20 protein-coding genes are annotated in these 22180 nt (G+C 64.2%); 7 read left to right on the top strand and 13 right to left on the bottom strand.

What is annotated here, in order from left to right; all coding sequences use genetic code 11:
• Positions 1 to 1521, bottom strand: coding sequence for a L,D-transpeptidase family protein (locus FHW92_RS11910; protein WP_246870074.1), 1521 nt, complete (start codon positions 1519 to 1521; stop codon positions 1 to 3).
• A gap of 187 nt (positions 1522 to 1708) precedes the next feature.
• On the opposite strand from FHW92_RS11910, the gene FHW92_RS11905 reads away from it, so the two are divergent.
• Positions 1709 to 2596 (top strand): DMT family transporter, encoded by an 888-nt coding sequence (locus tag FHW92_RS11905; RefSeq protein ID WP_246870073.1) that lies wholly within the window; start codon positions 1709 to 1711, stop codon positions 2594 to 2596.
• A 264-nt stretch (positions 2597 to 2860) separates the two neighbouring features.
• Entirely contained in the window at positions 2861 to 5533 is a 2673-nt protein-coding gene (gene acnA / locus FHW92_RS11900; RefSeq protein ID WP_168603446.1) for an aconitate hydratase AcnA, read from the top strand.
• Positions 5534 to 5670: 137 nt separating this feature from the next.
• Here acnA and FHW92_RS11895 read toward each other — a convergent pair whose 3' ends face one another.
• The 7 genes from FHW92_RS11895 to FHW92_RS11865 form a co-directional block, all read right to left on the bottom strand.
• A complete protein-coding gene (locus FHW92_RS11895; protein WP_168602906.1) occupies positions 5671 to 6390 on the bottom strand; it encodes a PEP-CTERM sorting domain-containing protein in 720 nt (239 codons plus the stop codon).
• A gap of 198 nt (positions 6391 to 6588) precedes the next feature.
• Positions 6589 to 7629, bottom strand: coding sequence for a Holliday junction branch migration DNA helicase RuvB (ruvB, locus tag FHW92_RS11890; RefSeq protein WP_168603445.1), 1041 nt, complete (start codon positions 7627 to 7629; stop codon positions 6589 to 6591).
• Positions 7630 to 7894: 265 nt separating this feature from the next.
• Entirely contained in the window at positions 7895 to 8506 is a 612-nt protein-coding gene (gene ruvA, locus FHW92_RS11885; protein ID WP_168603444.1) for a Holliday junction branch migration protein RuvA, read from the bottom strand.
• A 313-nt stretch (positions 8507 to 8819) separates the two neighbouring features.
• Positions 8820 to 9296 (bottom strand): crossover junction endodeoxyribonuclease RuvC, encoded by a 477-nt coding sequence (gene ruvC, locus FHW92_RS11880; protein WP_168603443.1) that lies wholly within the window; start codon positions 9294 to 9296, stop codon positions 8820 to 8822.
• Between the two features lie 69 nt (positions 9297 to 9365).
• Positions 9366 to 10130 carry a YebC/PmpR family DNA-binding transcriptional regulator gene (locus FHW92_RS11875; RefSeq protein ID WP_168603442.1) on the bottom strand — a complete coding sequence of 255 codons (765 nt, stop codon included), beginning with the start codon at positions 10128 to 10130 and terminating at the stop codon, positions 9366 to 9368.
• Between the two features lie 122 nt (positions 10131 to 10252).
• Positions 10253 to 10492: a DUF2312 domain-containing protein gene (locus tag FHW92_RS11870; RefSeq protein ID WP_168603441.1), complete on the bottom strand. Its 240-nt coding sequence runs from the start codon at positions 10490 to 10492 to the stop codon at positions 10253 to 10255.
• A 119-nt stretch (positions 10493 to 10611) separates the two neighbouring features.
• On the bottom strand, positions 10612 to 10941 hold the full coding sequence (locus FHW92_RS11865; RefSeq protein ID WP_168603440.1) for a DUF1244 domain-containing protein: 330 nt from the start codon (positions 10939 to 10941) through the stop codon (positions 10612 to 10614).
• 83 nt (positions 10942 to 11024) lie between these two features.
• Here FHW92_RS11865 and pyk point away from each other — a divergent pair, with 83 nt between their 5' ends.
• Positions 11025 to 12506 carry a pyruvate kinase gene (gene pyk / locus FHW92_RS11860; protein WP_292688525.1) on the top strand — a complete coding sequence of 494 codons (1482 nt, stop codon included), beginning with the start codon at positions 11025 to 11027 and terminating at the stop codon, positions 12504 to 12506.
• Between the two features lie 6 nt (positions 12507 to 12512).
• A complete protein-coding gene (locus tag FHW92_RS11855) occupies positions 12513 to 12968 on the top strand; it encodes a hypothetical protein (protein WP_168603438.1) in 456 nt (151 codons plus the stop codon).
• Here FHW92_RS11855 and FHW92_RS11850 read toward each other — a convergent pair.
• The 3 genes from FHW92_RS11850 to FHW92_RS11840 are packed head-to-tail and all read right to left on the bottom strand — an operon-like array spanning position 12960 to position 15487.
• Positions 12960 to 14213 (bottom strand): adenosylmethionine--8-amino-7-oxononanoate transaminase, encoded by a 1254-nt coding sequence (locus FHW92_RS11850; protein WP_168603437.1) that lies wholly within the window; start codon positions 14211 to 14213, stop codon positions 12960 to 12962. The genes FHW92_RS11855 and FHW92_RS11850 overlap by 9 nt on opposite strands.
• Positions 14210 to 14821 carry a dethiobiotin synthase gene (gene bioD / locus FHW92_RS11845; protein WP_168603436.1) on the bottom strand — a complete coding sequence of 204 codons (612 nt, stop codon included), beginning with the start codon at positions 14819 to 14821 and terminating at the stop codon, positions 14210 to 14212. Before bioD ends, FHW92_RS11850 begins: the two co-directional genes overlap by 4 nt.
• Before the next feature lie 3 nt (positions 14822 to 14824).
• The gene (locus FHW92_RS11840) at positions 14825 to 15487 is read right to left on the bottom strand and encodes a YggS family pyridoxal phosphate-dependent enzyme (protein ID WP_168603435.1); all 663 of its coding nucleotides are present in this window, start codon (positions 15485 to 15487) and stop codon (positions 14825 to 14827) included.
• On the opposite strand from FHW92_RS11840, the gene FHW92_RS11835 reads away from it, so the two are divergent.
• From FHW92_RS11835 to FHW92_RS11825, 3 genes are all read left to right on the top strand, one after another.
• Complete coding sequence (locus FHW92_RS11835) at positions 15486 to 16034, top strand: thiamine phosphate synthase (RefSeq protein WP_168603434.1); 549 nt, start codon at positions 15486 to 15488, stop codon at positions 16032 to 16034. The two genes, FHW92_RS11840 and FHW92_RS11835, sit on opposite strands and share 2 nt — an antisense overlap.
• Before the next feature lie 79 nt (positions 16035 to 16113).
• A complete protein-coding gene (locus tag FHW92_RS11830; protein WP_168603433.1) occupies positions 16114 to 18498 on the top strand; it encodes a DNA translocase FtsK 4TM domain-containing protein in 2385 nt (794 codons plus the stop codon).
• Between the two features lie 225 nt (positions 18499 to 18723).
• Complete coding sequence (locus FHW92_RS11825; protein ID WP_168603594.1) at positions 18724 to 19197, top strand: CHAP domain-containing protein; 474 nt, start codon at positions 18724 to 18726, stop codon at positions 19195 to 19197.
• A gap of 212 nt (positions 19198 to 19409) precedes the next feature.
• On the opposite strand, the gene FHW92_RS11820 is transcribed toward FHW92_RS11825, so the two are convergent.
• Both FHW92_RS11820 and FHW92_RS11815 read right to left on the bottom strand, forming a co-directional pair.
• Positions 19410 to 19823: an acyl-CoA thioesterase gene (locus FHW92_RS11820; protein ID WP_168603432.1), complete on the bottom strand. Its 414-nt coding sequence runs from the start codon at positions 19821 to 19823 to the stop codon at positions 19410 to 19412.
• A 271-nt stretch (positions 19824 to 20094) separates the two neighbouring features.
• Positions 20095 to 22152, bottom strand: coding sequence for a S9 family peptidase (locus tag FHW92_RS11815; protein ID WP_168603431.1), 2058 nt, complete (start codon positions 22150 to 22152; stop codon positions 20095 to 20097).
• Between the last annotated feature and the right edge of the window lie 28 nt (positions 22153 to 22180).

Genomic DNA, 22180 nt, shown 5'->3' with positions numbered 1-22180 from the left:
TTACAGCGGGTTATCCAGCTTGATCACTTCCTCATTGCTCTTGCGCTGGGTCGTGTGCAGCGCGCGCGGCGCATGGAAACTGTCGATCACCGGCCCATCGCGGCCATAGAGATCGTTGAAGGCCGCCAGCGAACCATTGATGTCGCGGCCATAAGTGAAATAGGTGAGATAGACCGGGAAGGTCCGCGTCATCGGCACCTTCTTGTACTTGCCCGCCTCAAACGTGGCCACGGCATCTTCCTGGCTCATCCCCGCGCCCAGAATGGCCATCGTCATGCCCAGTTCCACCGCGCGATCGGTGCGGATGCAGCCATGCGAGAAGGCGCGCACCGACGCATCGAAGAGCTTTTTCGACGGCGTATCATGCAGATAGATCGCATGAGGATTGGGCATGTCGATCTTCATCCGGCCCAGTGAATTGGTGTTGCCCGGCTGCTGCACCACCTGCAGGCTGCCGTCCTCCATCCGCGTCACCTTATAGCCGGCGCGCGGGCGGGCGAGCAATTGCTGGCCCAGCCCCTCGCCCACGACGATGGATTGCGGCACGGTCCATGTCGGGTTGAACACCACCGCCTCGACCTTTTCGGCCAATTGCGGCGTGGCGGTGCGGCCCGGCTTGCCCACGATGGTGCGATAGGTGCGGATGTTGCGGCCATTGACCGCAAGGCGCAACTGAAACTCGGGCACATTGGTGATCAGATAGACCGGCCCCAGATCGCGCGGCAACCAGCGCCAGCGATCCATATTGATGCGAATCGCGTCGCGCAGCTTGGTCTGCGCCTTGGGCGTGGCGGCCAGCGCTTCTTTGAGCGCGGCATAATCGGGATAGGTCGGCGCGAGGCCCGCCAGCGTGCCGGGCACGTCATGGTTGGTGGTGGCGCGCTGCATCAGCGCGGTGGTGGGATTGTCATCCTGATCGGGATCGACGGCGAACCATTGCACCCGCGCGGTCATCGGCGTGCGCCCGTCGCGCAGATCCTCGACCAGCCATGCGAAACTCTTGCTGGCCTGCTGGTCCAGCGCGTCGCCCGCCCCGGCGCGAATCGCGGCGCGCAGCGCATCGGGTTGATAATCGGCGGGAAACAGGCCCTCCTCGCCGATCGCCATGATCGCGGCCAGCAAATCGCCCGCATCGGCCACGGTCCAGTTGACCACCGCTTCCTGCACCGGCGTGGCGCCCGGCGACGGGCTGGGCGTGGGATAGGGGGTCGGCGTGCCGGAAGGGGTGGCCGAAGGGGTCGGCAATGGCGTGGGCCGCAGGGTCGGTCCGGCGCTGGGGGTTGCGCTCGGGCGCGGGCTGGGGGAGGCGCCGGGTCGGGGGCTGGGCGTCGCGCTGCCGGTGGGTGTGGACGTGGGCGCGGGTGTCGCCATGCTGGCCGGGCGCACATTGGGCAGCTTGCCCAGCCCCTGCTTGCCCTCGATCGGACGATCCTGCGCCATGGCGGGATAAAGGGCGCCCAGCCCCGTCCCCAAGGCCAGAATCATTCCGCCCATCATCAGCTTGCGCGTGTTCATCATCATTCAACGCCCCTTTTCGCCCGGCCCAAACCACTCAATTCAACGACAGCCAAGCACAGTTCGTCGCACACCATCCAGTATTGCCCCTGTCTGTTGGCTGAACACCGCGCCGCATGCAAGCTCGACCTACCTTCTCATAGTGACGGCTTGGCGCAAGCCCGCTAGGGTCTTAACGATCATGGCGCGCCCTTTGTTTCTTCCCCTAGTTGCCGCCGCGGGCGGAATTGCCAGTTTCAGCGTGATGGACGCGCTGATGAAGCGGGCGTCGATCGATACCGGGGTGCATGCGGCCTTGCTTTGGCGCAACATCATCGGGGCGGGTTTTGGCCTGGCGGTGTGGCAAATCGCCCATCCGGGGGCGTGGCCGGGACGGCGTATGGCGATGCATGCCATGCGCGCGGGCGTCACCAGCGCGATGGCTTTCGCCTTTTTCTGGGGCATTGTGCGCACGCCGATGGCGGTGGGCATGGCGCTGTCTTTCATCGCGCCGATCATTGCGCTGTTCATGGCCGGTTTGACGCTTGGCGAGGCGATCACGCGGCGCGCGCTGGGGGCCTCGGTGCTGGGGCTGCTGGGGGTGGGCGTGATCGGGCTGGGGCGGATGCAGGTGGGCGGCGCGCTGGCGCAGGACGCATGGCACGGCATGCTCGCGCTGCTGGGCTCGGCGGTGCTCTATGCCGCCAATCTGGTGATGCAGCGCCATCAGGCGCAAATGGCCCCGCCCGCCGAAATCGCCTTTTTCCAATCCTTGTTTACCGCCTGTTTCCTGACCCTTGCGGGTCTGGTGATCGGCATGCCGCCCATCCCGCAAGGGACGGTCTGGCGCGATCTGACCGGGTCTGCGGGCCTGTCTTTTGTCTCGCTGATGCTGCTGTCATGGGGCTGGGCGCGGGCGCCGGCGCATAGGCTGCTGCCGGTGGAATATTCGGGTTTTCTCTGGGCCGCGCTGATGGGCTGGATCTGGTTTGGCGAAAGGCTCGATCTCTACACGCTGGGCGGCGCAGTGCTGGTCGTGGCGGGCTGCTGGCTGGGCGCGGGGGGACAGAAAGGCGAGCATACCGAGCAGGTCGCGCTGTGATCGCGCGCACCGTGGCAAAGGGCATTTCTCCGACAATCCGGCGGCCTTTTACGCTTATTTTGGATAACAATTCGCAATAGCAACAATATCGCGGCAACCTGCCGCTCTTCATTCCTTTTTCCACCTTTCGCGCCCTTGACGCGGGGCGGAATCACGCGCATCGGCCCTCATGCTGCAACCGCCCAAAGGCGGGCGAGATCGCGCCTGAACGCGCCTTTTCGTCTTTTTCGTCTCTGGGCCAATTGAGGTGAGGAAGACGCCCGTATGACCCAGGTCGGACAGGACTCGCTCGGCACCCGCTCGAAACTGAGCGCCGGTGGCAAGGAAGTCGCTTATTATTCGCTGAAGAAGGCCGCCGAAAAGTTTGGCGACATCAGCCGCCTGCCGTTCTCGATGAAGGTGCTGCTGGAAAACCTGCTGCGCTTTGAAGACGGTGGTTTCACCGTTTCGACCGCAGACATCCAGGCGATCGTCGACTGGCAGAAGAACCCCAGCGAATCGTCGAACGAAATCCAGTACCGCCCCGCGCGCGTGCTGCTTCAGGACTTCACGGGCGTGCCCTGCGTGGTCGATCTTGCCGCGATGCGCGATGCCATCGCCAAGCTGGGCGGCGACACGTCGAAGATCAACCCGCTGGTTCCCGTCAACCTCGTCATCGACCACTCGGTGATGGTGGACGAATTCGGTCATCCCAAGGCGTTCGAACAGAACGTGGAGATCGAATATCACCGCAACATGGAGCGCTATGACTTCCTGAAGTGGGGTTCCAAGTCGCTCAACAATTTCTACGCCGTGCCGCCGGGCACCGGCATCTGCCACCAGGTGAACCTGGAAAACATCGCGCAGGCGGTGTGGACCAGCGTTGACCAGAACGGCGAAACCGTTGCCTATCCCGACACCTGCGTCGGCACCGACAGCCACACCACCATGGTCAACGGCCTTGGCGTGCTGGGCTGGGGCGTGGGCGGCATCGAGGCCGAAGCCGCGATGCTGGGTCAGCCCGTCTCGATGCTGATCCCCGAAGTGGTCGGCTTCAAGTTCACCGGCAAGCTCAAGGAAGGCGTAACCGCGACCGACCTCGTGCTGACCGCCACCAACATGCTGCGCAAGCATGGCGTGGTGGGCCGCTTCGTCGAATATTTCGGCCCCGGCCTTGCCGACCTGTCGCTGGCCGACCGCGCCACGCTGGCCAACATGGCCCCCGAATATGGCGCGACCTGCGGCTTCTTCGGCATTGACGGCAAGACGCTGGACTATCTGCGTCTGACCGGCCGCGACGAAGGCCAGATCGAACTGGTCGAAGCCTATGCCAAGGAGCAGGGCTTCTGGATCGACCCGGCCATCGAACCGATCTTCTCGAGCACGCTCGAACTCGACCTCTCGACGGTCGTTCCCTCGCTCGCCGGTCCCAAGCGTCCGCAGGACCGCGTCTCGCTTCCCGAAGTGGACGACGTGTTCAACGCCGACATGGCCAATGTCTACAAGAAGGCCCAGACCCGCGTTCCGGTCGAAGGCAAGGACTTTGACATCGGCGACGGCGACGTGACCATCGCGGCGATCACCTCCTGCACCAACACCTCGAACCCCTCGGTTCTGGTGGCTGCCGGTCTGGTTGCCAAAAAGGCCGACGAGCTGGGCCTCAAGCCCAAGCCCTGGGTCAAGACGTCGCTCGCCCCCGGTTCGCAGGTCGTCACCGACTACCTCGAAAAGGCCGGTCTCCAGAAGCACCTCGACAATGTCGGCTTCAACCTGGTCGGCTATGGCTGCACCACCTGCATCGGCAACTCGGGTCCGCTGGCCGAACCGATCAGCAAGGCGATCAACGAAAACGGCCTCGTCGCCGCCGCCGTGATCTCGGGCAACCGCAACTTCGAAGGCCGCGTCTCGCCCGACGTGCGCGCCAACTTCCTCGCTTCGCCGCCGCTGGTGGTGGCCTATGCGCTCAAGGGTACGGTGATCGAAGATTTCACCACCACCCCGATCGGCGTGTCGAACGAAGGCAAGGACGTGTTCCTCAAGGACATCTGGCCGACCAACGAAGAAGTTGCCACCACGATGGCAGGCTGCATGGACCGTCCGATGTTCATGGCCCGCTATGCCGACGTCTATAAGGGCGACAAGCACTGGCAGGCGATCAACGTCACCGGCTCGGAAACCTACAAGTGGCAGGCCGGTTCGACCTATGTCGCCAACCCGCCCTACTTCGAAGGCATGACCATGGAACCGGCCCCGGTTCAGGACATCATCGAAGCCAAGCCGCTGTTGATCCTGGGCGATTCGATCACCACAGACCACATCAGCCCCGCCGGCAACATCAAGGCCGACAGCCCCGCTGGTGAATGGCTGATGGAGCGTCAGGTCGCCAAGGCCGACTTCAACAGCTATGGCGCGCGCCGTGGCCACCACGAAGTGATGATGCGCGGCACCTTTGCCAACATCCGCATCAAGAACGAGATGGTCCCCGGCATCGAAGGCGGCATGAGCCGCTACGGTGAAGAAGTCGGCGCCGTGTTCGACGTTGCCCAGAAGCACAAGGCCGACGGTACGCCGCTGGTGGTGATCGCGGGCAAGGAATATGGCACCGGTTCGTCGCGTGACTGGGCCGCCAAGGGCACCAACCTGCTGGGCGTGCGCACCGTGATCGTCGAAAGCTTCGAGCGTATCCATCGCTCGAACCTGGTCGGCATGGGCGTGCTGCCGCTGCAGTTCAAGGATGGCGAAAACCGCCAGACCCTGGGCCTGGACGGCGACTGCTCGTTCACGATCCACGGCGTTGCTTCGCTCAAGCCGCGTCAGGACGTGACCGTGGAAGTCACCCGCAAGGATGGCACCAAGTTCACCTTCACCGCGCTGTGCCGCATCGATACCGCCAATGAAATCGAGTATTTCAACAATGGCGGCATCCTGCAGTACGTGCTGCGCAAGCTGGCCGCGTAAGCGATCGCTTGATGCCAAAGAGAGGGGGCGGCCTTCGCGGGCCGCCCCTTTTTTATGGGCGCAAGGTTTGTCGGGGCCATAAAAAAGGCGCCGCCGGGATCACCCGGCGGCGCCTTTTTATACGCGGATGGAGGGCCTCAGGCGGCCTGAGCCTTGCCCTTGCGGCGGCGGGCGAACATCGCCCCGGCCGCGCCGCCAAACAGCAGCAGCATCGGCGGAGCGGGAACCTGCGTGCCGCCGGTTGTGCTGGTGGTGCCCCCGGTAGTGGTCGTGGTCGTCGTTCCGCCAGTGGTGGTGGTCGTGCCGCCTGTCGTGGTGGTTGTACCTCCTGTGGTAGTGGTCGTAGTCCCCCCGGTGGTGGTCGTGGTGGTGCCGCCTGTGGTCGTCGTCGTTGTGCCTCCGGTGGTGGTCGTGCCGCCCGTGGTCGAGGTCGAGCCCGAGGTGGAGCCGCTGGAGTTCACCACGATCACATTGCCGCTGGTCCCGCCAAAGAAGCCGCCGATATAGCCGCCGCCAAAGCCCCAGTTGCTGTAATAGCCGCGCGCGCGTTCGGCCGAGAGCGGGCTGGGGGCGGGGGCGGGCGTGTTGGGCGTCAGATCGGCGGCGGGCAGACCCGGCGGCGGCATCGGCACCATCGCGGTCCGCGTCACCGTCTTGGTGCAGCAATCCTTTTGCACCACGACCGTGCGCGTCACCACCTCCTTGCGCACCACGGGGGCCTTATGAGCCTTGGCGTGTTTGACATATTGCGGTTTGTTGCTGCTGGCCTTTTCGGCGATATGCACCGCACCGCCGCCAATCAGCGCGGTGCCTGCCACCAGACCGGCAACTTTGGCGAGCCCCAAACGAACCGACATAACCATCTCTCTTTCCTGTGGTCGGCAGAGGCCCGCACCCTTTCGGACGCAAGGCGATTCTGCCCTCACCTGAGAGATCATGCAGCGGAGGTAAGGGGACAACCGTATGGGGGCGCTTGCCATGTCCTGAATCGGGACTGGCGAAGATTCATCAAGACTTAACCAACAAGTGTCCTGCTATGGCACAAGAATCGGGATTCACTCCCCCTCGCCGGCTTCAAACAGCCCGCCCTGCGCGCCCTGTCCGCTGGGCGGGGTCAGGCCCAAATGCTGCCAGCCACGGTCATTCAGGCAGCGCCCGCGCGCGGTGCGCGCCACCATGCCAAGCTGGATCAGGTAAGGCTCGATCACTTCCTCGATCGTATCGCGCGGCTCGGAAAGGCCCGCCGCCAGCGTGTCGGCCCCCACCGGCCCGCCCTTATAGATATCGGCGATCATCGTCAGATAGCGGCGATCCTGGGCATCCAGCCCCGCATTGTCGACCTCGAGCCGGGTCAGCGCATTGTCGGCGATAGACTGGGTAATCACCTCGCTGCCCGCAACATGGGCGAAATCGCGCACGCGGCGCAGCAGGCGCCCGGCCACGCGCGGCGTGCCGCGCGAACGGCGGGCGATTTCGCGCGCGCCCTCGGCCGCAATGCCGATGCCCAGCAGGCCCGCCCCGCGCGAGATGACCCGTTCAAGCTCATCCACACTGTAAAATTGCAGCCGCACCGGAATGCCGAAACGATCGCGCAGAGGCGTTTGCAGCAGGCCCGCGCGCGTGGTCGCGCCGATCAGTGTGAAAGGCGGCAGGTCGATCCGCACCGAGCGCGCCGAAGGGCCTTCGCCGATCATCAGATCGAGCGCGCGGTCCTCCATCGCGGGGTACAGCACTTCCTCGACCACCGGATTGAGGCGGTGGATTTCGTCGATGAACAGCACATCGCCATGCTCAAGATTGGTCAGCAGCGCGGCCAGATCGCCCGCCTTGGCGATCACCGGGCCGGAGGTGGCCTTGAAATTGACGCCCAACTCGCGCGCGATGATCTGCGCCAGCGTGGTCTTGCCCAGCCCCGGCGGGCCGAAAAACAGCGTGTGATCCAGCGCCTCGCCACGCGATTTGGCCGATTCGATGAAGACGTGCAGGTTGTCCTTGGCGGCCGCCTGCCCCACAAATTCGGCCAGCGATTTCGGACGCAGCGCGGCGTCCATATCCTCGATCTGGCGATGGGCGGAGAGGAGGGGGTTATCGGTCATGGATGGGGCCGTTCAGAAAGTGCGTGGCCAAGGACTTGGTACAAGAAACGTCGGTAATGCTTGAACAAAACAACCAGCATGAACGGGACACTCAAATGACTCGCGAAAGAGTAGAGCAACTCCCATATGCTTCTCACAGGGCAACCTTGCTCTGTAAAATGGCACTCCGGTTCACCAACGGCCAAGAAATCCATCGACCATCGCAGCAAGATAGCCCCTGCGACCATCGCATAAATCCCATAGGCCAGAAAGCGTAGCGCGGCCTTCATCCCGCTGCCTTCTTCAACGCCACGCGGATTAGCGCGGAAACCCCCGCCTCCTCGCCCAGTTCGGCGATGGCGGCATCAGTGGCGCTGGCGGCGATGTTCGGTTTGAAGCCAAGGTTCTGCAAAGCCGAGACGACATCGCCCGCGACATTGCCCTCCGGCATCGCGACACCGGCCGAAACCGCCGCGCCCGCCGGGCCCGTTGGCAATGCCCCCGCCTTGTCCTTCAATTCATTGACGATGCGCGCGGCCAGTTTCGGCCCCACACCATTGGCCCGCGCGACCATCGCGGCATCTCCGCCCGCGCAGGCGCGCTGCAATTCCTCAACCGTCAGCGCCGACAGGATCGCCAGCGCGACCTTTGAGCCCACACCCTGCACCACCGTCAGCAGCTTGAACCAAGCCCGCTCCCCGGCGCTGGTGAAACCGATCAGGCGCATATCCGTCTCGCTCACCTGCATCTCGGTATAGACCGTGCAGGCATCGCCCCGAATGCCCAGCGCCGTCAGCGTCCGCCCCGAGCAGAACACCAGATAGCCAACGCCATTGACGTCAATCACCGCCCAGTCAGGGCCGAAGTCGTCCAATATGCCGGTGAGTTTCGCAATCATGCGCGCACCCTAGCCGGGGGAGAACGATTTGGGAACATTTTTTGACAGGGAGGGGAAGGTTTGCCTCCGGCGGGCAAAGGGCGGGGCCCTTTGCAATCCCGTTATGGGGTGGCGCGAGGTTGGCTTCGGTGCGGATGGGGCCGATGTTTTTAAAGCCTGTGGCGCGGCGAGCACAACGCCAGAAGCGCCGCAGGCTTTAAAATCAACCCGCGCGCCCATCCACCAACGCCGCCGCCATAGCGCAACATAGACAATACCGGGATTGTTAAGGGCCCCCGCCCTTAACCCGCCGGAGGCAAAAACCCCCAACAGATCAAATATGACTCCCCACATGATGCGCATGGGTAATCGCCACGGCCAGCGCGTCCGCCGCATCCGCCCCCGCCAATTTAACCCCCGGCAGCAGCACTTTGAGCATATGCTGCACCTGTTCCTTGGCCGCGCCGCCCGTGCCGACCAGCGCCTTTTTCACCACCTTGGAAGGGTATTCCGACACCGGCAGCCCCGCGCGGGCCAAGGACAGCAAAGCCGCCCCCCTCGCCTGCCCAAGTTTGAGCGTGGATTGCGGGTTCACGTTGACGAAGATTTCCTCGACCACGCCAAAGTCAGGCCTGTAGATCTCGATCACGCGCGCGATGGTCGTGTCCAGTTCGAGCAGGCGCGAGGCCATCGAACCTTCCTTGTCGGTGCGGATCTGGCCATTGGCGACATGGCTGATGCGGCTGCCCGATTTGGCGACAATGCCCCATCCGGTGCAGACGAGGCCCGGGTCGATGCCTAAAATTATCATGCAGGCCCTATAAAGCAAAAGGGCGGGAGGATCATCCCCCCGCCCCTTATGGGATCGCGGAAAACCGGATCAGCCCAGCGTGGCCATGATCTCGTCGGGGATTTCGTAATTGCCCCAGACGGTCTGGACGTCATCGTCATCTTCGAGCACGTCGATCAGCTTCAAGAGCGTGGCGGCGGCATCGGCATCAACCGTCGCCTTGATCTGCGGGCGCCAGGCCAGCTTCACGCCCTCGGCCTCGCCCAGAACCTTTTCCAGTTCGCGCGCGACGGGGTGGAGCGAATCGACCGCAACCCAGATCGAGTGGCTGCCGGGGTTTTCGTCCCCATCGCCCATATCCGATTCGACGTCTTCGGCGCCGGCCTCGATCGCCGCTTCCAGCACCTTGTCCTCATCGCCCACGCTGGCGGGATATTCGATCAGGCCGAGGCGGTCAAAGCCATGCGACACCGCGCCGCTGGCGCCAAGGTTGCCGCCGTTCTTGGCAAAGGCGGTGCGCACGTTGGTGGCGGTGCGGTTGCGGTTGTCGGTCAGCGCCTCGACGATGATCGCCACGCCGCCCGGGCCATAGCCCTCATAGCGCACTTCTTCATAGTTTTCAGCATCGCCCTTGCTCGCCTTGTCGATGGCGCGCTGGATATTGTCCTTGGGCATCGACTGGGCCTTGGCCGCGTTGACGGCGGCGCGCAGGCGCGGGTTCATGTCCGGATCGGGCATACCCATCTTGGCCGCCACGGTGATTTCGCGCGAAAGCTTGGAGAACTGCGCCGAACGCTTCTTATCCTGAGCGCCCTTGCGGTGCATGATGTTCTTGAATTTGGAATGGCCTGCCATGGATCACTTCATATCGCTATGTGTGGAGTTGGCAGCGCCGATAGCCGAGATGCGGCCTTTGGGCAAGGCAGGGGCAAGGGCGGGAGGGCGGAAATCCGCCCCCCCTCCTTTACCCGGATCGATCAGTCGATGCCCAGAGCGTTGAGGTAAACCTCCAGGATCGCTTCCTGCTCCTTGCGGTCGTCCGGCTTCATCTTGCGGATGCGGACCACCTGCTTCATCGCCTTGGGGTCATAGCCGGTGGCCTTGCCCTCGTTATAGACATCCTTGATGTCGTCGCTGATGCCCTTCTTTTCTTCTTCCAGACGCTCGATACGCTCGATCAGCAGGCGCAGGCGTTCGTCAGCTGCCATTTCAGCCATGGGTAAAATCTCCGAAATTGGTCAAAGTTGAGAATCGGTTTGCCCGGCCAGATAGCGGGACGCGGCCTCAAGGGGAATACAGGGGGCGAGTAATCCCCAGCGTTGCGATCAGCGCCCTGTCAGTGGCCGGGTGCGTTCTTGGCCAGACTTTCCTTCATACGCGCCATCTGCTCCGGCGTCGCCTCGGTCTGATAGCGGCTTTTCCATTCATCGGCGGGCATGCCGTGGATCACCTCGCGCGCCGCGCCCTTGTCGAGCGGGGCACCCGCCGCTACGATCCAGTCCGCAAGACAATTGCGGCAAAAACCGGAGAGGCCCATCAGGTCGATGTTCTGCGCATCATGGCGATGGCGCAGGTGGCGGACCAGCCAGCGAAAGGCGGCGGCGGCATGTGCATCGTCGAGTTCATCGAGCGGATCGGGAATCGTTTGTTGTGCATTCATATTCATGGGTCCATCCGGAGTGAGTTGTTCTTGGGTTTGCAACCAGCCTTTGCCATAGGCTGATGCCCGTCCCAAAGGGAGAAATCGGTGTGACGAAACTCAATCCGCGCGGCCGCAAGGTCAAGATTCTTGCAACGCTCGGCCCGGCCAGCAGTGATCCGGAGATGATCGAGAAGCTGGTGCGTGCGGGGGCGGATGCTTTCCGCGTCAACATGAGCCATGCCGATCATTCGGTGCATACCAAAACCATCGCCAATGTGCGCGCGGTCGAGGCCAAGCTGCGCAAGCCCATCGCCATCCTGGCCGACCTTCAGGGGCCGAAACTGCGCGTGGGCGCGTTCAAGGATGGCCGGGCGGTGATCCGCCATTCGGGCCATTTCACCTTCGACCGCAATCCCGAGCCGGGCGATGAGAACCGCGTGTGCCTGCCGCACCCGGAACTGTTCGGCATCCTGCAAAAGGGCCAGCGCCTGCTGATCGACGACGGCAAACTGCGCCTTCGCGTGATCCGCGCCGATGAAAACGAAATCCTGTGCAGCGCCGAAGTGGGCGGGGTGATCTCCGACCGCAAGGGCGTGAACATTCCCGACGCGGTGGTGCCGGTTCCGGCGCTGACCGAGAAGGACCGCCGCGATCTGGCCTTTGCGATCGAGCATGGCGCGGATTTCATCGGCCTGTCGTTTGTTCAGCGTCCCGAGGACGTGGCCGAATGCCGCCGATTGATGGGTGGCCATGGCGCATTGATCGCCAAGATCGAAAAGCCCGCCGCGCTTGAAACGCTCGAAGGCATCATCGAACTGTCGGACGGCATCATGGTGGCGCGCGGCGACCTTGGCGTCGAACTGCTGCCCGAAGAAGTGCCGCCGATCCAGAAGCGGATTGTCGAACTGACGCGCCGCAGCGGCAAGCCGGTGATCGTGGCGACGCAGATGCTCGAATCGATGATCGAGAGCCCCGCGCCCACCCGCGCCGAAGTCTCGGACGTGGCCAATGCGGTCTATGACGGCGCCGATGCGGTGATGCTCTCGGCCGAAACGGCGGCGGGTCAGTGGCCGGAAGAAGCGGTGACGATCATGCACCGCATCGCCACGCAGGTCGAAAACGATTCCTACTATCGCCAGCGCGTCCATCTGGCCGAGATCAACCCCGACCAGACCACCGCCGACGCTCTGGCCAAGGCCTGCGCCGCGATTGCCGATACCGTCACGCTGACGGGCCTCATCGTGTTCACCGGTTCGGGATCGACCTCGCGCCGCGTGGCGCGCGAGCGTCCCTCGGTGCCGATGCTGGTGCTGACGCCCAGCCAGAACACCGCGCGCCGCTCCGCGCTGCTGTGGGGCGCCCATGCGGTCCACACGCGCGACATCGGTTCGTTCGAGGAAATGATCGCCAAGGGCAAGCGCATGGCGCTGCGCCACGGTTTCGGCGTGGCCGGGTCCAAGTTGGTTGCGCTGGCGGGCGTTCCCTTCGGCACGCCGGGGGCGACCAACCTGCTCCATGTCGTGACGCTGCGCGGCAATGAACTCGAACTCTATCGCGCCGTTGAGGAAGACGGCAGCGACGCGGAGTAAAGCCTGATGCATCCCCTCGCCCCGCCACTGGAACGTAGCTTGCGCGCCGTGGCGGGCGCGATGGCCGATGCGCGCGATCCCTGGTGGATCATCGGCAGCGGCGCGGTCGCGCTGCTCAGCGCGGGTTCGGTCACGGTGGCCGATCTTGATATCCTGCTGTCCGAAGGCGATGCGGAGCGCGTTCTGCCCGCGCTGGGGCTGAACGCCGCGCCGGGCGGGGTGGACAGCCGGTTCCGCTCGGGCATCTATGCCCGGTGGGATGCGCCCGAATTGCCGGTGGAATTCATGGCGGGTTTTGCCCTGAATCACGATGGGCAATGGCAGGACGTGGCCCCGACCAGCCGAATCGCGCATCATCTGGGCGATACGGTGCTTTACACGCCGTCTCGCGAGGAAATGCGCGCGATCCTGCTCTCCTTTGGGCGGCCCAAGGATCTGCGCCGCGCCGAAATGCTACGCTAGAAGATCAACCGCCTCAGCCAGCGCATGGTGGCAGCGGGTGAGGTCTTCCGGCGTGATGGAATAGGGCGGCATCAGATAGGCGGTGTTGCCCAAGGGCCGGATCAGCAGCCCCCGCTCGCGGAAAAACGCCAGCAGGCGCGGTTGCAGGCCTGAGAGATAGCCCCCCTGCGGCACGCGGTAATCCAGCGCGAGGATCGTGCCGCATTGGCGGATATTCTCCACCCCCGCCACATTCGCCAGCATCGCCGCCCCCGCCGTCTGTCGCGCGGCCAGCGTGTCGATGCGCTGCTGCACCGGCTCGTCGCGCCACACGCCAAGGTTGGCCACCGCCGCCGCGCAGGCAATCGCATTGGCGGTATAGGAACTGGAGTGGAAAAAGGTCTTTGAGCGGTCGGGCGCGTAATGCGATTCGTAAATCGCCTCGGACGCCATCGTCACCGCCAGAGGCAGCGCCCCCCCGGTGATCCCCTTGGCAAGGCACAGGATATCGGGCCTCACCCCCGCCTGTTCACAGGCCAGCATCGTGCCCGTCCGGCCCCATCCGGTCATCACCTCGTCCGCGATGAAGAGCACGCCATGGGCCGCGCAAATCCGCGCCATCTCGGCCAGAACGGCGGGCGGATAGAACAGCATCCCCCCCGCGCCCAGCACCAGAGGCTCGACGATAAAACCTGCCGCATCGTCGCCCGCGCAAAAGCGTTCCAGCGCGTCATAGGTCGCCTGCTCGGCCCCGGCATGGGGGAAGGGCACGGTATCGACGGCGAAGAGCAAAGGCTCATAGGCGGCATTGTAAACGCCGCGCTCGCCGATGCTCATCGCGCCGATCGTGTCGCCGTGATAGGAATGCTGCATCACGGCGATGCGCTGGCGCTGCCCCTGCCCCAGATGGCGCCAATGACCCAGCGCCATTTTCAGCGCGACCTCGACGCAGGTGGAGCCGGAATCGGAGAAGAACGCGTAGGGCAGGCTGGTGATGCCCACCAGACCCTCGGCCAGATCCTGCGCGGGCTGATGCGTCCATCCAGCAAAGATCAACTGATCCAGCTTGCCCGCCTGCTCGGCAATCGCGCGGGCGATGGGCGGATAGGCATGGCCATGCGTCGTCACCCACCAGCTGGAAATCGCATCGACGATGCGGTCGCCCTCGGCGGTATAGAGGCTCGCCCCCTCGGCCCGCGCGATCAGGGGAATGGGTTCGCCAAGGCCATGCTGGGTGAACGGATGCCAGATGGGCGAGCGCGTCACAGGTCAAACTCCGCCATGGCGGCCGCCAGCGTTTCGGGTGTCACCGAGGCAAGGCGCGGCAGATGACCCAAACGGCGCAGGCCGGTATGAGCACAGAGGAAACGCATCGATTCCTCCTCGGCAGGCCCAGCGTCACCGATAAAGGCCAGCCCGGCAATCGCGCAGCCCCGCGCCCGCAGCGCCTCCACCGTCAGCAACGTATGGTTGATCGTCCCCAGACCAGTGCGCGCGGCCACCACGACAGGAAGCCCCCATTCGGCAAACTGATCAGCATAAAGGCGCGTGTCGGACAAAGGCACCAGCGCCCCGCCCGCGCCTTCCACCACCAGCGGCCCATCGCCCTCGGGCAGGGTCAGGCGGGCCGGATCAATCGTCACCCCATCAATCGCGGCGGCCCAATGCGGGCTGGCGGGGGTGATCAGGCGATAGGCTTCGGGATGGATCGTTGCGCCGGGGACGAGCCGGGCGATGCATTCGCTGTCGGTCTCCTCCTTCAGCCCCGATTGCACGGGCTTCCAGTACCGCGCCCCAAGGCGGCCCACCAATCCGGCGGCCAGCACGGTCTTGCCGATGCCCGTATCGGTGCCGGTAACGATCAGCCCGCGCATCGGTTAAACGCGCGCGCCGAACAGGGCCGAGCCGACGCGAATATGCGTCGCGCCCAGCGTAATCGCGGTTTCAAAATCGCCGCTCATCCCCATCGACAGGCCGGAAAGGCCATTATCCGCCGCCAGCTTGGCCAGCAGAGCAAAGAAGGGCGCCGCCTCAATATCGGCGGGCGGCACGCACATCAGTCCGGCCAGCGGCAGGCCCGCCTCGCGCACCTGCGTCAAAAGTGCGGGAAGATCGGCCACCGCGCAGCCGCCCTTCTGCTCCTCGGCGCCAATGTTGACCTGAATGAAGCAGGGAATGCGGCGGCCAAGCTTGTCCATCGCCTTGGCCAGCGCCGTCACCAGACTGGGGCGGTCAACCGAATGGATCGCGTCGAACAGCGCGACCGCATCCTCGGCCTTATTCGATTGCAACTGGCCCACCAGATGCAATTCGATATCGGGATAGCGGGCTTTCAGTTCGGGCCATTTGGCCTGCGCTTCCTGCACCCGGTTTTCGCCAAACACGCGCTGGCCCTGCGCGATCAGCGGCTCGATCTCCTCGACCGGCTTGGTCTTGGAAATGGCGATCAGCGTGATGTCGCTGTCCTTGCGGCGGGCGATGCGGGCGGCGGCGGCGATTTTTTCGCGCACTTGCCCAAGCGAAGAATCTGGTTCCATCATGGCGCGGTGCTATAGCGCGATGATGCCCCCGCGCCAGCCCCTTTCCCTTTTGTCCCTGCCCAAACTCTGGCTGATTTCGGACGCGCGCAATGATGCCGTGCTTGAGCACGCGCTGCGCCGGATGCCGCGGGGCAGCGGGCTGATCTATCGCCACTATCATTTGCCAGAGGCCGAGAGGCGCGCAAGGTTTCGCGCGTTGGTCCGGATCGCGCGGGCGCGCGGGATGGCGGTGGTGCTGGCAGGCGATGCGGCGATGGCGCGGCGCTGGGGGGCGGATGGGGCCTATGGCGCGGGACAGGCTTTGGCCACGGCGCATAATCTGCGCGAATTAAGGATGGCGCGGGGCGCGGCGGGCGTGCTGCTCTCGCCGGTGTTTCCCACGCGCAGCCATCCGGGCGGGCGGGTGCTGGGCGCGGTGCGTTTCCGCCTGCTGGCCGCGCGCAGCCTTGTGCCGGTGATCGCCCTTGGCGGGATGAACCGGGCGCGGGCGGGCGCGCTGAAATGGCCGCGCTGGGCCGCGATCGACGGGCTTTCCCCCACGCATTGACGCGGCGATTCTTGACGCGGACTCCCCCAAAGGCGCATTATACCGGCAATTTCCCTCCTTTTGTCGAGATGAACATCCCATGGCCACACGGCCCATCAAGCACAGCGGCGCATCATGGCGCCTGATCCTGCGGCGCAGCGTGCTGCGCAGCGCCGAATTGCTGGGCGCGGGCCTGTTGGGGCTGGGCGCGGTGCTGCTGGCGGTGGCCTTGCTCACCTATCATCAGACCGACCCTTCGGCCTCGACGGCCTCGGGCGGGGCGGTGCTCAACTGGCTGGGTAGGCCGGGGGCCTTTGTGGCCGATGGGGCGCTGTTGATGTTCGGGCCGATGGCGGGGCTGGCGGTGCCGCTGCTGCTGATCTTTGCCCGCCAGCTCTGGCTGGTCGCCGAAGCGGAGGAAGAGGGCGAAGATGAGGCCGTGCCGCTGCACCAGCAATATTGGCTGCGGCCCACCGCCGTGCTGGTGCTGGGCATGGGGCTGCTCGCCAGCGCGCTCTCGCTGGGTTTTGGCGAGCATCCGGGCAATCTGCCTGCCTCGCCGGGCGGGATCATGGGGCTGCTGGGCGCGGCGGCGATTCGCGCGGTGGCCGGATGGCTGCCGGAGGTGGCGCAGGGCTGGGCGGCGGGCGTGCTGGGCGTGCTGGCCTTTGTCGGCGGGATCGCTGCGATTACGCGGGTTTTCGCCATCGATTGGGGCTGGGTGCTGACCATGCCGCTGCATTTCCGGCGCAGACATGCCGAGGGCGAGGAGGCCCCTGCCCCCGCCCGCCGCGAAAAGCGCCAGCCCAGACCCGCGACGACCGAGGCCGAGACGGAAGCCGAAGACCTGCCCTTTACCCCCGACGAACCATCGGCAGGCCCGCGCAAAGCGCCCCAGATCAGCGACCCGGCCACCAAGGCCAAGCCCGCCGAAATGGGCAGTCTGGCCAAGCAGGGCGATCTGTTCGGCACCTGCGAATTGCCCGGTCTCGACATTCTGGCCGATCCGCCGCCCAATTCGGCGCCCAAGGTCGACAAGCTGGCGCTGGAGCGCAACGCCAAGCTGCTCGAAACCGTGCTCGACGATTTCAACGTCAAGGGCGAGATCACGGGCGTGCGCACCGGGCCGGTCGTCACCATGTATGAACTGGAACCGGCCGCGGGCATCAAGGCGGCGCGCGTGGTGGGTCTGGCCGATGATATCGCCCGCAACATGAGCGCGATTTCGGCCCGCGTTTCGCCGGTGCCGGGGCGCACCGTCATGGCCATCGAACTGCCCAATGCCGACCGCCAGATGGTCAGCTTCAAGGAGCTGATCGCGTCTGAGAAATTCGTCGGGGCCAAGGGCCTGCTGCCGATGATTCTGGGCAAGGACATTGCGGGCGAGCCGATCATCGCCGATCTTGCCACCATGCCTCACCTGCTGGTGGCGGGCACGACCGGGTCGGGCAAGTCGGTGGGGCTCAACTGTATCCTGCTGTCCTTGCTCTATCGCCTGACGCCCGCGCAATGCCGGATGATCTTGGTCGATCCCAAGGTGCTAGAACTGAAGTCCTATGAGGACATTCCGCATCTGCTGTCCCCGGTTGTGACCGAGCCTGCCAAGGCGGTGCGCGCGCTGAAATGGGCGGTGGAGGAAATGGAGCGCCGCTATCGCCAGATGAGCGAAATCAACGTGCGCAACATCGTCAATTTCAACGAAAAGGTGCGCAGCAACGCGGCCAAGGGCAAGCCCTTGGGGCGGCGGATCTCGGTCGGCTTCGACCCCGAAACCGGCGAGGAGCTGTATGAGGACAAGCAGCTTGATTACGAGGTACTGCCGCTGATCGTGGTGATCGTCGACGAGCTGGCCGACCTGATGGTAACGGTGGGCAAGGAGATCGAAGTGCTGATCCAGCGTCTGGCGCAGAAATCGCGCGCGGCGGGCATCCACCTGATCATGGCAACGCAGCGCCCGTCGGTCGACGTCATCACCGGCGTCATCAAGGCCAACCTGCCCACGCGCATTTCCTTTGCCGTGACCAGCCGCATCGACAGCCGCACGATCCTTGGCGAACAGGGGGCCGAGCAATTGCTGGGCAAGGGCGACATGCTGTTCAAGCCCTCCTCCGGCCCGATTGTCCGCGTCCACGGACCTTTCGTCTCGGACGAGGAGGTCGAGCATGTGGCCGACCACTGGCGCGCGCAGGGCAAACCCAATTACGTCGATTCGGTCACCGAGGAACCCGAAGAGGGCAGCTTCGGCTTCGACGATCTGGACGCCACCGCCAGCGACAATCCCGAAGAACGCAAATATCGGCAGGCCTGCCACATCGTGTTCGAGAGCCAGAAGGCCAGCACGAGCTGGCTGCAGCGCCAGATGGGCGTGGGATACAACACCGCCGCCAAATGGATCGAGCGGATGGAAAATGACGGCCTCGTCGGCCCGGCCAACCACGTGGGCCGCCGCGAAGTCTATCGCGACAAGGACGGGAATCCGCTCTGATCGGGGGATCATGGGGTGAGCGGGAATGCATCCGCTCACCGCTTATCCCCATGCTGCGGGTGCGAAAGCCGATGAACCGTTGTTAAGCCACGATAGAGCGCGACCTCCGGACATTCCCTAATTGCCATCGGCTGGCTACACCTTGGCCATCGACGCCAACAAGCGGTGCCGATAAGCGCTAAGGGGTTTTCAGTGGTCCGGGTTTCCTTTTTCAACGCAAAGCTGATCCGCGCCGCTATCGCCCTGATTTTCGCCGCTTTCATCTCGGTTCCGGCCTCAGCACAAGTGCTGCAATGCGCTCCCTACGCCCGCGAGGTTTCCGGCATCGCCCTTTCGGGCCGCGCCGCTGGCTGGTGGGATCAGGCCGAGGGCCGCTATGATCGCGGCACTGCACCCAAGGCTGGGGCTGTCCTTGCCTTCCGCGCCACCCACTCGATGCGCGCAGGCCATGTCGCCATGGTTTCCAAGGTGATCGACGAACGCCACGTTCTGCTTAACCACGCCAACTGGTCGCGCCCCGGCATGATCGAACGCAGCGCCATGGCCGAAGACGTCTCGGCCAACGGCGACTGGTCAGAAGTGCGCGTGTTCTACGCCCCCACCGGCAAGCTGGGCATGCGCTCCTCGCCCACCTATGGCTTCATCTATGCTAACAAGGCCGACCGTCTGGACGGCACCAAGCTGGCGATGCGCGACTGAGTTTTCCGAGTTGAAAGTTAGGGTGCCTCCGGCGGGTTAAGGGTCTCGACCCTTAACAATCCCAAGATTGTAGAATCTCCCAAAGCACAACGCCGCCGCGCCGCAGGCTATTAAACCGCTTCGCGGATGCGCACATACCTGCGAACTTGAGCACCACCCCATAATGGGATTGCAAAGGGACAAGTCCCTTTGCCCGCCGGAGGCAAAACCTCCTACCCCGGCCAGCCACCCTCCGGCGCAAAAGCCGCCGCAATCTCCCCCGACACCCGCGTCAGCCGCAGCGTCTCCTTGTCCAGCATCGCCCATGTGCTGCGCGCCGAAACGATGGCCTTGCCCGCGTCGTTGCGGAAATCGATCCGCCGGTCAAAGCGCGCACCGATCGGGCCTTCGGGGATAAAGGTCTCAGCCGTAACGCTCTGCCCCTGCGCGATATTGCCGCGATAGTCGATCTCGTGCCGCGTGACGACCCAGACATAGCGCTCCACATGCTCGGGCGCGGCGTCCTGCATCCAGTGCGCGGTGGCCACGGCCTCCATCCACTGCACCCAGACGGCATTGTTGACATGGCCCATGATGTCGATGTCATCGGGGCCTGCGGTGAAGGTGTGGGTATAACGGTTGGGCATGGGAGGAGTTTGGGGACAGGCATCCGGAAGGCAAGGGGTTTTCGTTGAAAGGAAGTGGGCCTCCGGCGGGCAAAGGGTCTCGACCCTTTGCAATCCCATTACTGGGGTGGCGCCAAAATCCGCCAACAAACTCCTTTCCGCGAAGCGGTTTATAAAGCCTGCGGCGCGGCAACGTTGCGCTTCGGGCGCCCCCACGCCCAATCTGGACAATATCGGGATTGTTAAGGGCCCCCGCCCTTAACCCGCCGGAGGCCCCCTTAAACCCCTAAACTCAAACCCCCAACTGCCAGAGGATAAACGCAAATTCCTCCGCCGTTTCGGTCAGCGATTCGAAGCGCCCCGATTTCCCGCCATGCCCTGCGCCCATATTGGTTTTCAGGATCAGCTCATTGCTGTCGGTCTTCAATTCGCGCAACCGCGCGACCCATTTCGCCGGTTCCCAATAGGTCACGCGCGGATCGTTCAGCCCCGCCGTCACCATCAGCGGCGGGTAGTCCTGCGCCTTCACCTGATCATAGGGCGAGTAGGAGCGGATCAGTTGAAAGGCGGCCTTGTCCTCGATGGGGTTGCCCCATTCGGGCCATTCGCCCGGCGTCAGGGGCAGGCTCTCGTCCAGCATGGTAGAGAGCACATCGACGAAGGGTACATGGGCCACCACCGCGCCCCACAGGGCCGGATCGGAATTAATGACCGCGCCCATCAGCTCGCCGCCCGCCGATCCGCCCGAGATGCTGATCCGCCCCGGCGCGGTATAGCCAAGTTCGCACAGCCCGCGCGCCACATCGACGAAATCGTTGAACGTGTTGGTGCGCGCCTCGCGCTTGCCCGCCTTGTACCATGCGCGGCCCATGTCGTCGCCGCCGCGGATATGCGCGATGGCATAGGCAAAGCCGCGATCCACAAGGCTCAGGCGCGTGGTGGAAAAGCCCGGGCTGATCGCAATGCCATAGGCCCCATAGCCATAGAGGTGCAGCGGGCCGGCGCCCACACGATCCTTGCGATAGAGGATGCTGACCGGCACCAGCGTCCCGTCGCGTGCCTCGATCTCCAGCCGCTTCGTCTCGTACAAAGAGGCGTCATAGCCGCTGGGTATCTCCTGAACCTTCAGCAGCTCAAGGCTCTTGTCGGCCAGATGGTAGTCATAAACGCTGGCCGGGCTGACCATGCTTTCATAGCTGACGCGCAGGCGGTCCACCGCCCATTCGGGATTGTCGGCCAATCCGGCCTCATAGGAATCCTCGGGGAATTCAATCGGCTCGATCCGCGCGGGGGCGTCGTAATAGCGCAATTCGATGCGATCGAGCCCGCGAACCCGGCCCTCGATCACATAGAAATCACGGAACAGGTCAAAGCCCGTCAGATAAAATTCGTCGCAGCCTTCGATCAGGCTGGTCCATTCCCCCGGCGCCGAGAGGGACGCGGTGGCCAGCCGGAAATTCTCATGCGTATCATTCGCGTGGATGTAGAGCACCCCATCGCGCTCATCGACATCATATTCGACGCCCTCGACACGCGGACGCACCAGAATCGGCGCGGCCAGCGGATCATTCGCCGGGATCAGACGGACTTCGCTGGTTTCATGATCGCTGGTCGAAATGATCAGCCATTGCTCATTGGCCGACAGCGAGGAGCCGACGCGGAAGCCATCGTCATCCTCGTGATAAAGCTCGACATCCTCGGAAACCGGGCGGCCCAGCCAGTGCAGGCGGGCATTGTCGGTGCGCCAGTTCTCATTGGCGAGGCTATAAACCAATCCCTTGTCGCCCGCGACCCAGACCAGCGAGGAGAGCGTCCCTTCGATCACATCGGGCAGCATCTCGCCGGTGGCCACAACCTTGATCCGGGCGGTGAAACGTTCCGATCCATTGTCATCCACGCTCCAGGCCAGCAATTTGCCATCAGCCGAGAGCGAAATCGCGCCGAGGCGGAAATATTCCTTGCCCTCGGCCAGCGCCACCTCGTCGAGCAGCAATTCATCATCGCCGCCCGCCACGGGCTTGCGCCACCATTTCTTATATTCGGCGCCTTCCTCATATTCGATCCAGTAGAGGTAATCGCCATCCTTCTGCGGCACGCTCTTGTCGGCTTCCTTGATGCGGGCGCGCATTTCGGTGAACAGGGCGTCGATGCGGTCCTTCTGCCCGGCCATCCGGCTTTCAAACCACGCATTTTCCGCGTTCAGATGCGCCAGCACCGCCTCATCCTTCACCTCTGGATAATCGGCATCGCGCAGCCACGCGTAATCATCGGTGACGGTGATGCCGTGGTGGGTGAAGCTATGCGCCTGTTTGGCGGCAATCGGGGGGCGAGGCTGGCTGGAATTGCTCATAGCTTGCATCTATGTTGGCAAGCCCCCC

It is taken from the genome of Novosphingobium sp. SG707, from assembly GCF_012275515.1.
Lineage (GTDB): Bacteria > Pseudomonadota > Alphaproteobacteria > Sphingomonadales > Sphingomonadaceae > Novosphingobium.
The sequence above is the reverse complement of the archived record's forward strand: the minus strand, read 5'-3'. Positions and strand labels throughout refer to the sequence as shown.

Excerpts from the sequence above, each read along its gene's own strand:
- ruvC (WP_168603443.1), bottom strand. The coding sequence starts at position 9,296 with ATGATAATTTTAGGCATCGACCCGGGCCTCGTCTGCACCGGATGGGGC.
- FHW92_RS11820 (WP_168603432.1), bottom strand. The coding sequence starts at position 19,823 with ATGCCCAACCGTTATACCCACACCTTCACCGCAGGCCCCGATGACATC.
- FHW92_RS11855 (WP_168603438.1), top strand. The coding sequence starts at position 12,513 with ATGCATCCCCTCGCCCCGCCACTGGAACGTAGCTTGCGCGCCGTGGCG.
- FHW92_RS11910 (WP_246870074.1), bottom strand. The coding sequence starts at position 1,521 with ATGATGATGAACACGCGCAAGCTGATGATGGGCGGAATGATTCTGGCC.
- FHW92_RS11840 (WP_168603435.1), bottom strand. The coding sequence starts at position 15,487 with ATGATGGAACCAGATTCTTCGCTTGGGCAAGTGCGCGAAAAAATCGCC.
- FHW92_RS11865 (WP_168603440.1), bottom strand. The coding sequence starts at position 10,941 with ATGAATATGAATGCACAACAAACGATTCCCGATCCGCTCGATGAACTC.
- FHW92_RS11875 (WP_168603442.1), bottom strand. The coding sequence starts at position 10,130 with ATGGCAGGCCATTCCAAATTCAAGAACATCATGCACCGCAAGGGCGCT.
- ruvB (WP_168603445.1), bottom strand. The coding sequence starts at position 7,629 with ATGACCGATAACCCCCTCCTCTCCGCCCATCGCCAGATCGAGGATATG.
- FHW92_RS11870 (WP_168603441.1), bottom strand. The coding sequence starts at position 10,492 with ATGGCTGAAATGGCAGCTGACGAACGCCTGCGCCTGCTGATCGAGCGT.
- acnA (WP_168603446.1), top strand. The coding sequence starts at position 2,861 with ATGACCCAGGTCGGACAGGACTCGCTCGGCACCCGCTCGAAACTGAGC.
- FHW92_RS11830 (WP_168603433.1), top strand. The coding sequence starts at position 16,114 with ATGGCCACACGGCCCATCAAGCACAGCGGCGCATCATGGCGCCTGATC.
- FHW92_RS11815 (WP_168603431.1), bottom strand. The coding sequence starts at position 22,152 with ATGAGCAATTCCAGCCAGCCTCGCCCCCCGATTGCCGCCAAACAGGCG.
- ruvA (WP_168603444.1), bottom strand. The coding sequence starts at position 8,506 with ATGATTGCGAAACTCACCGGCATATTGGACGACTTCGGCCCTGACTGG.
- FHW92_RS11895 (WP_168602906.1), bottom strand. The coding sequence starts at position 6,390 with ATGTCGGTTCGTTTGGGGCTCGCCAAAGTTGCCGGTCTGGTGGCAGGC.
- FHW92_RS11835 (WP_168603434.1), top strand. The coding sequence starts at position 15,486 with ATGGCGCGGTGCTATAGCGCGATGATGCCCCCGCGCCAGCCCCTTTCC.
- bioD (WP_168603436.1), bottom strand. The coding sequence starts at position 14,821 with ATGCGCGGGCTGATCGTTACCGGCACCGATACGGGCATCGGCAAGACC.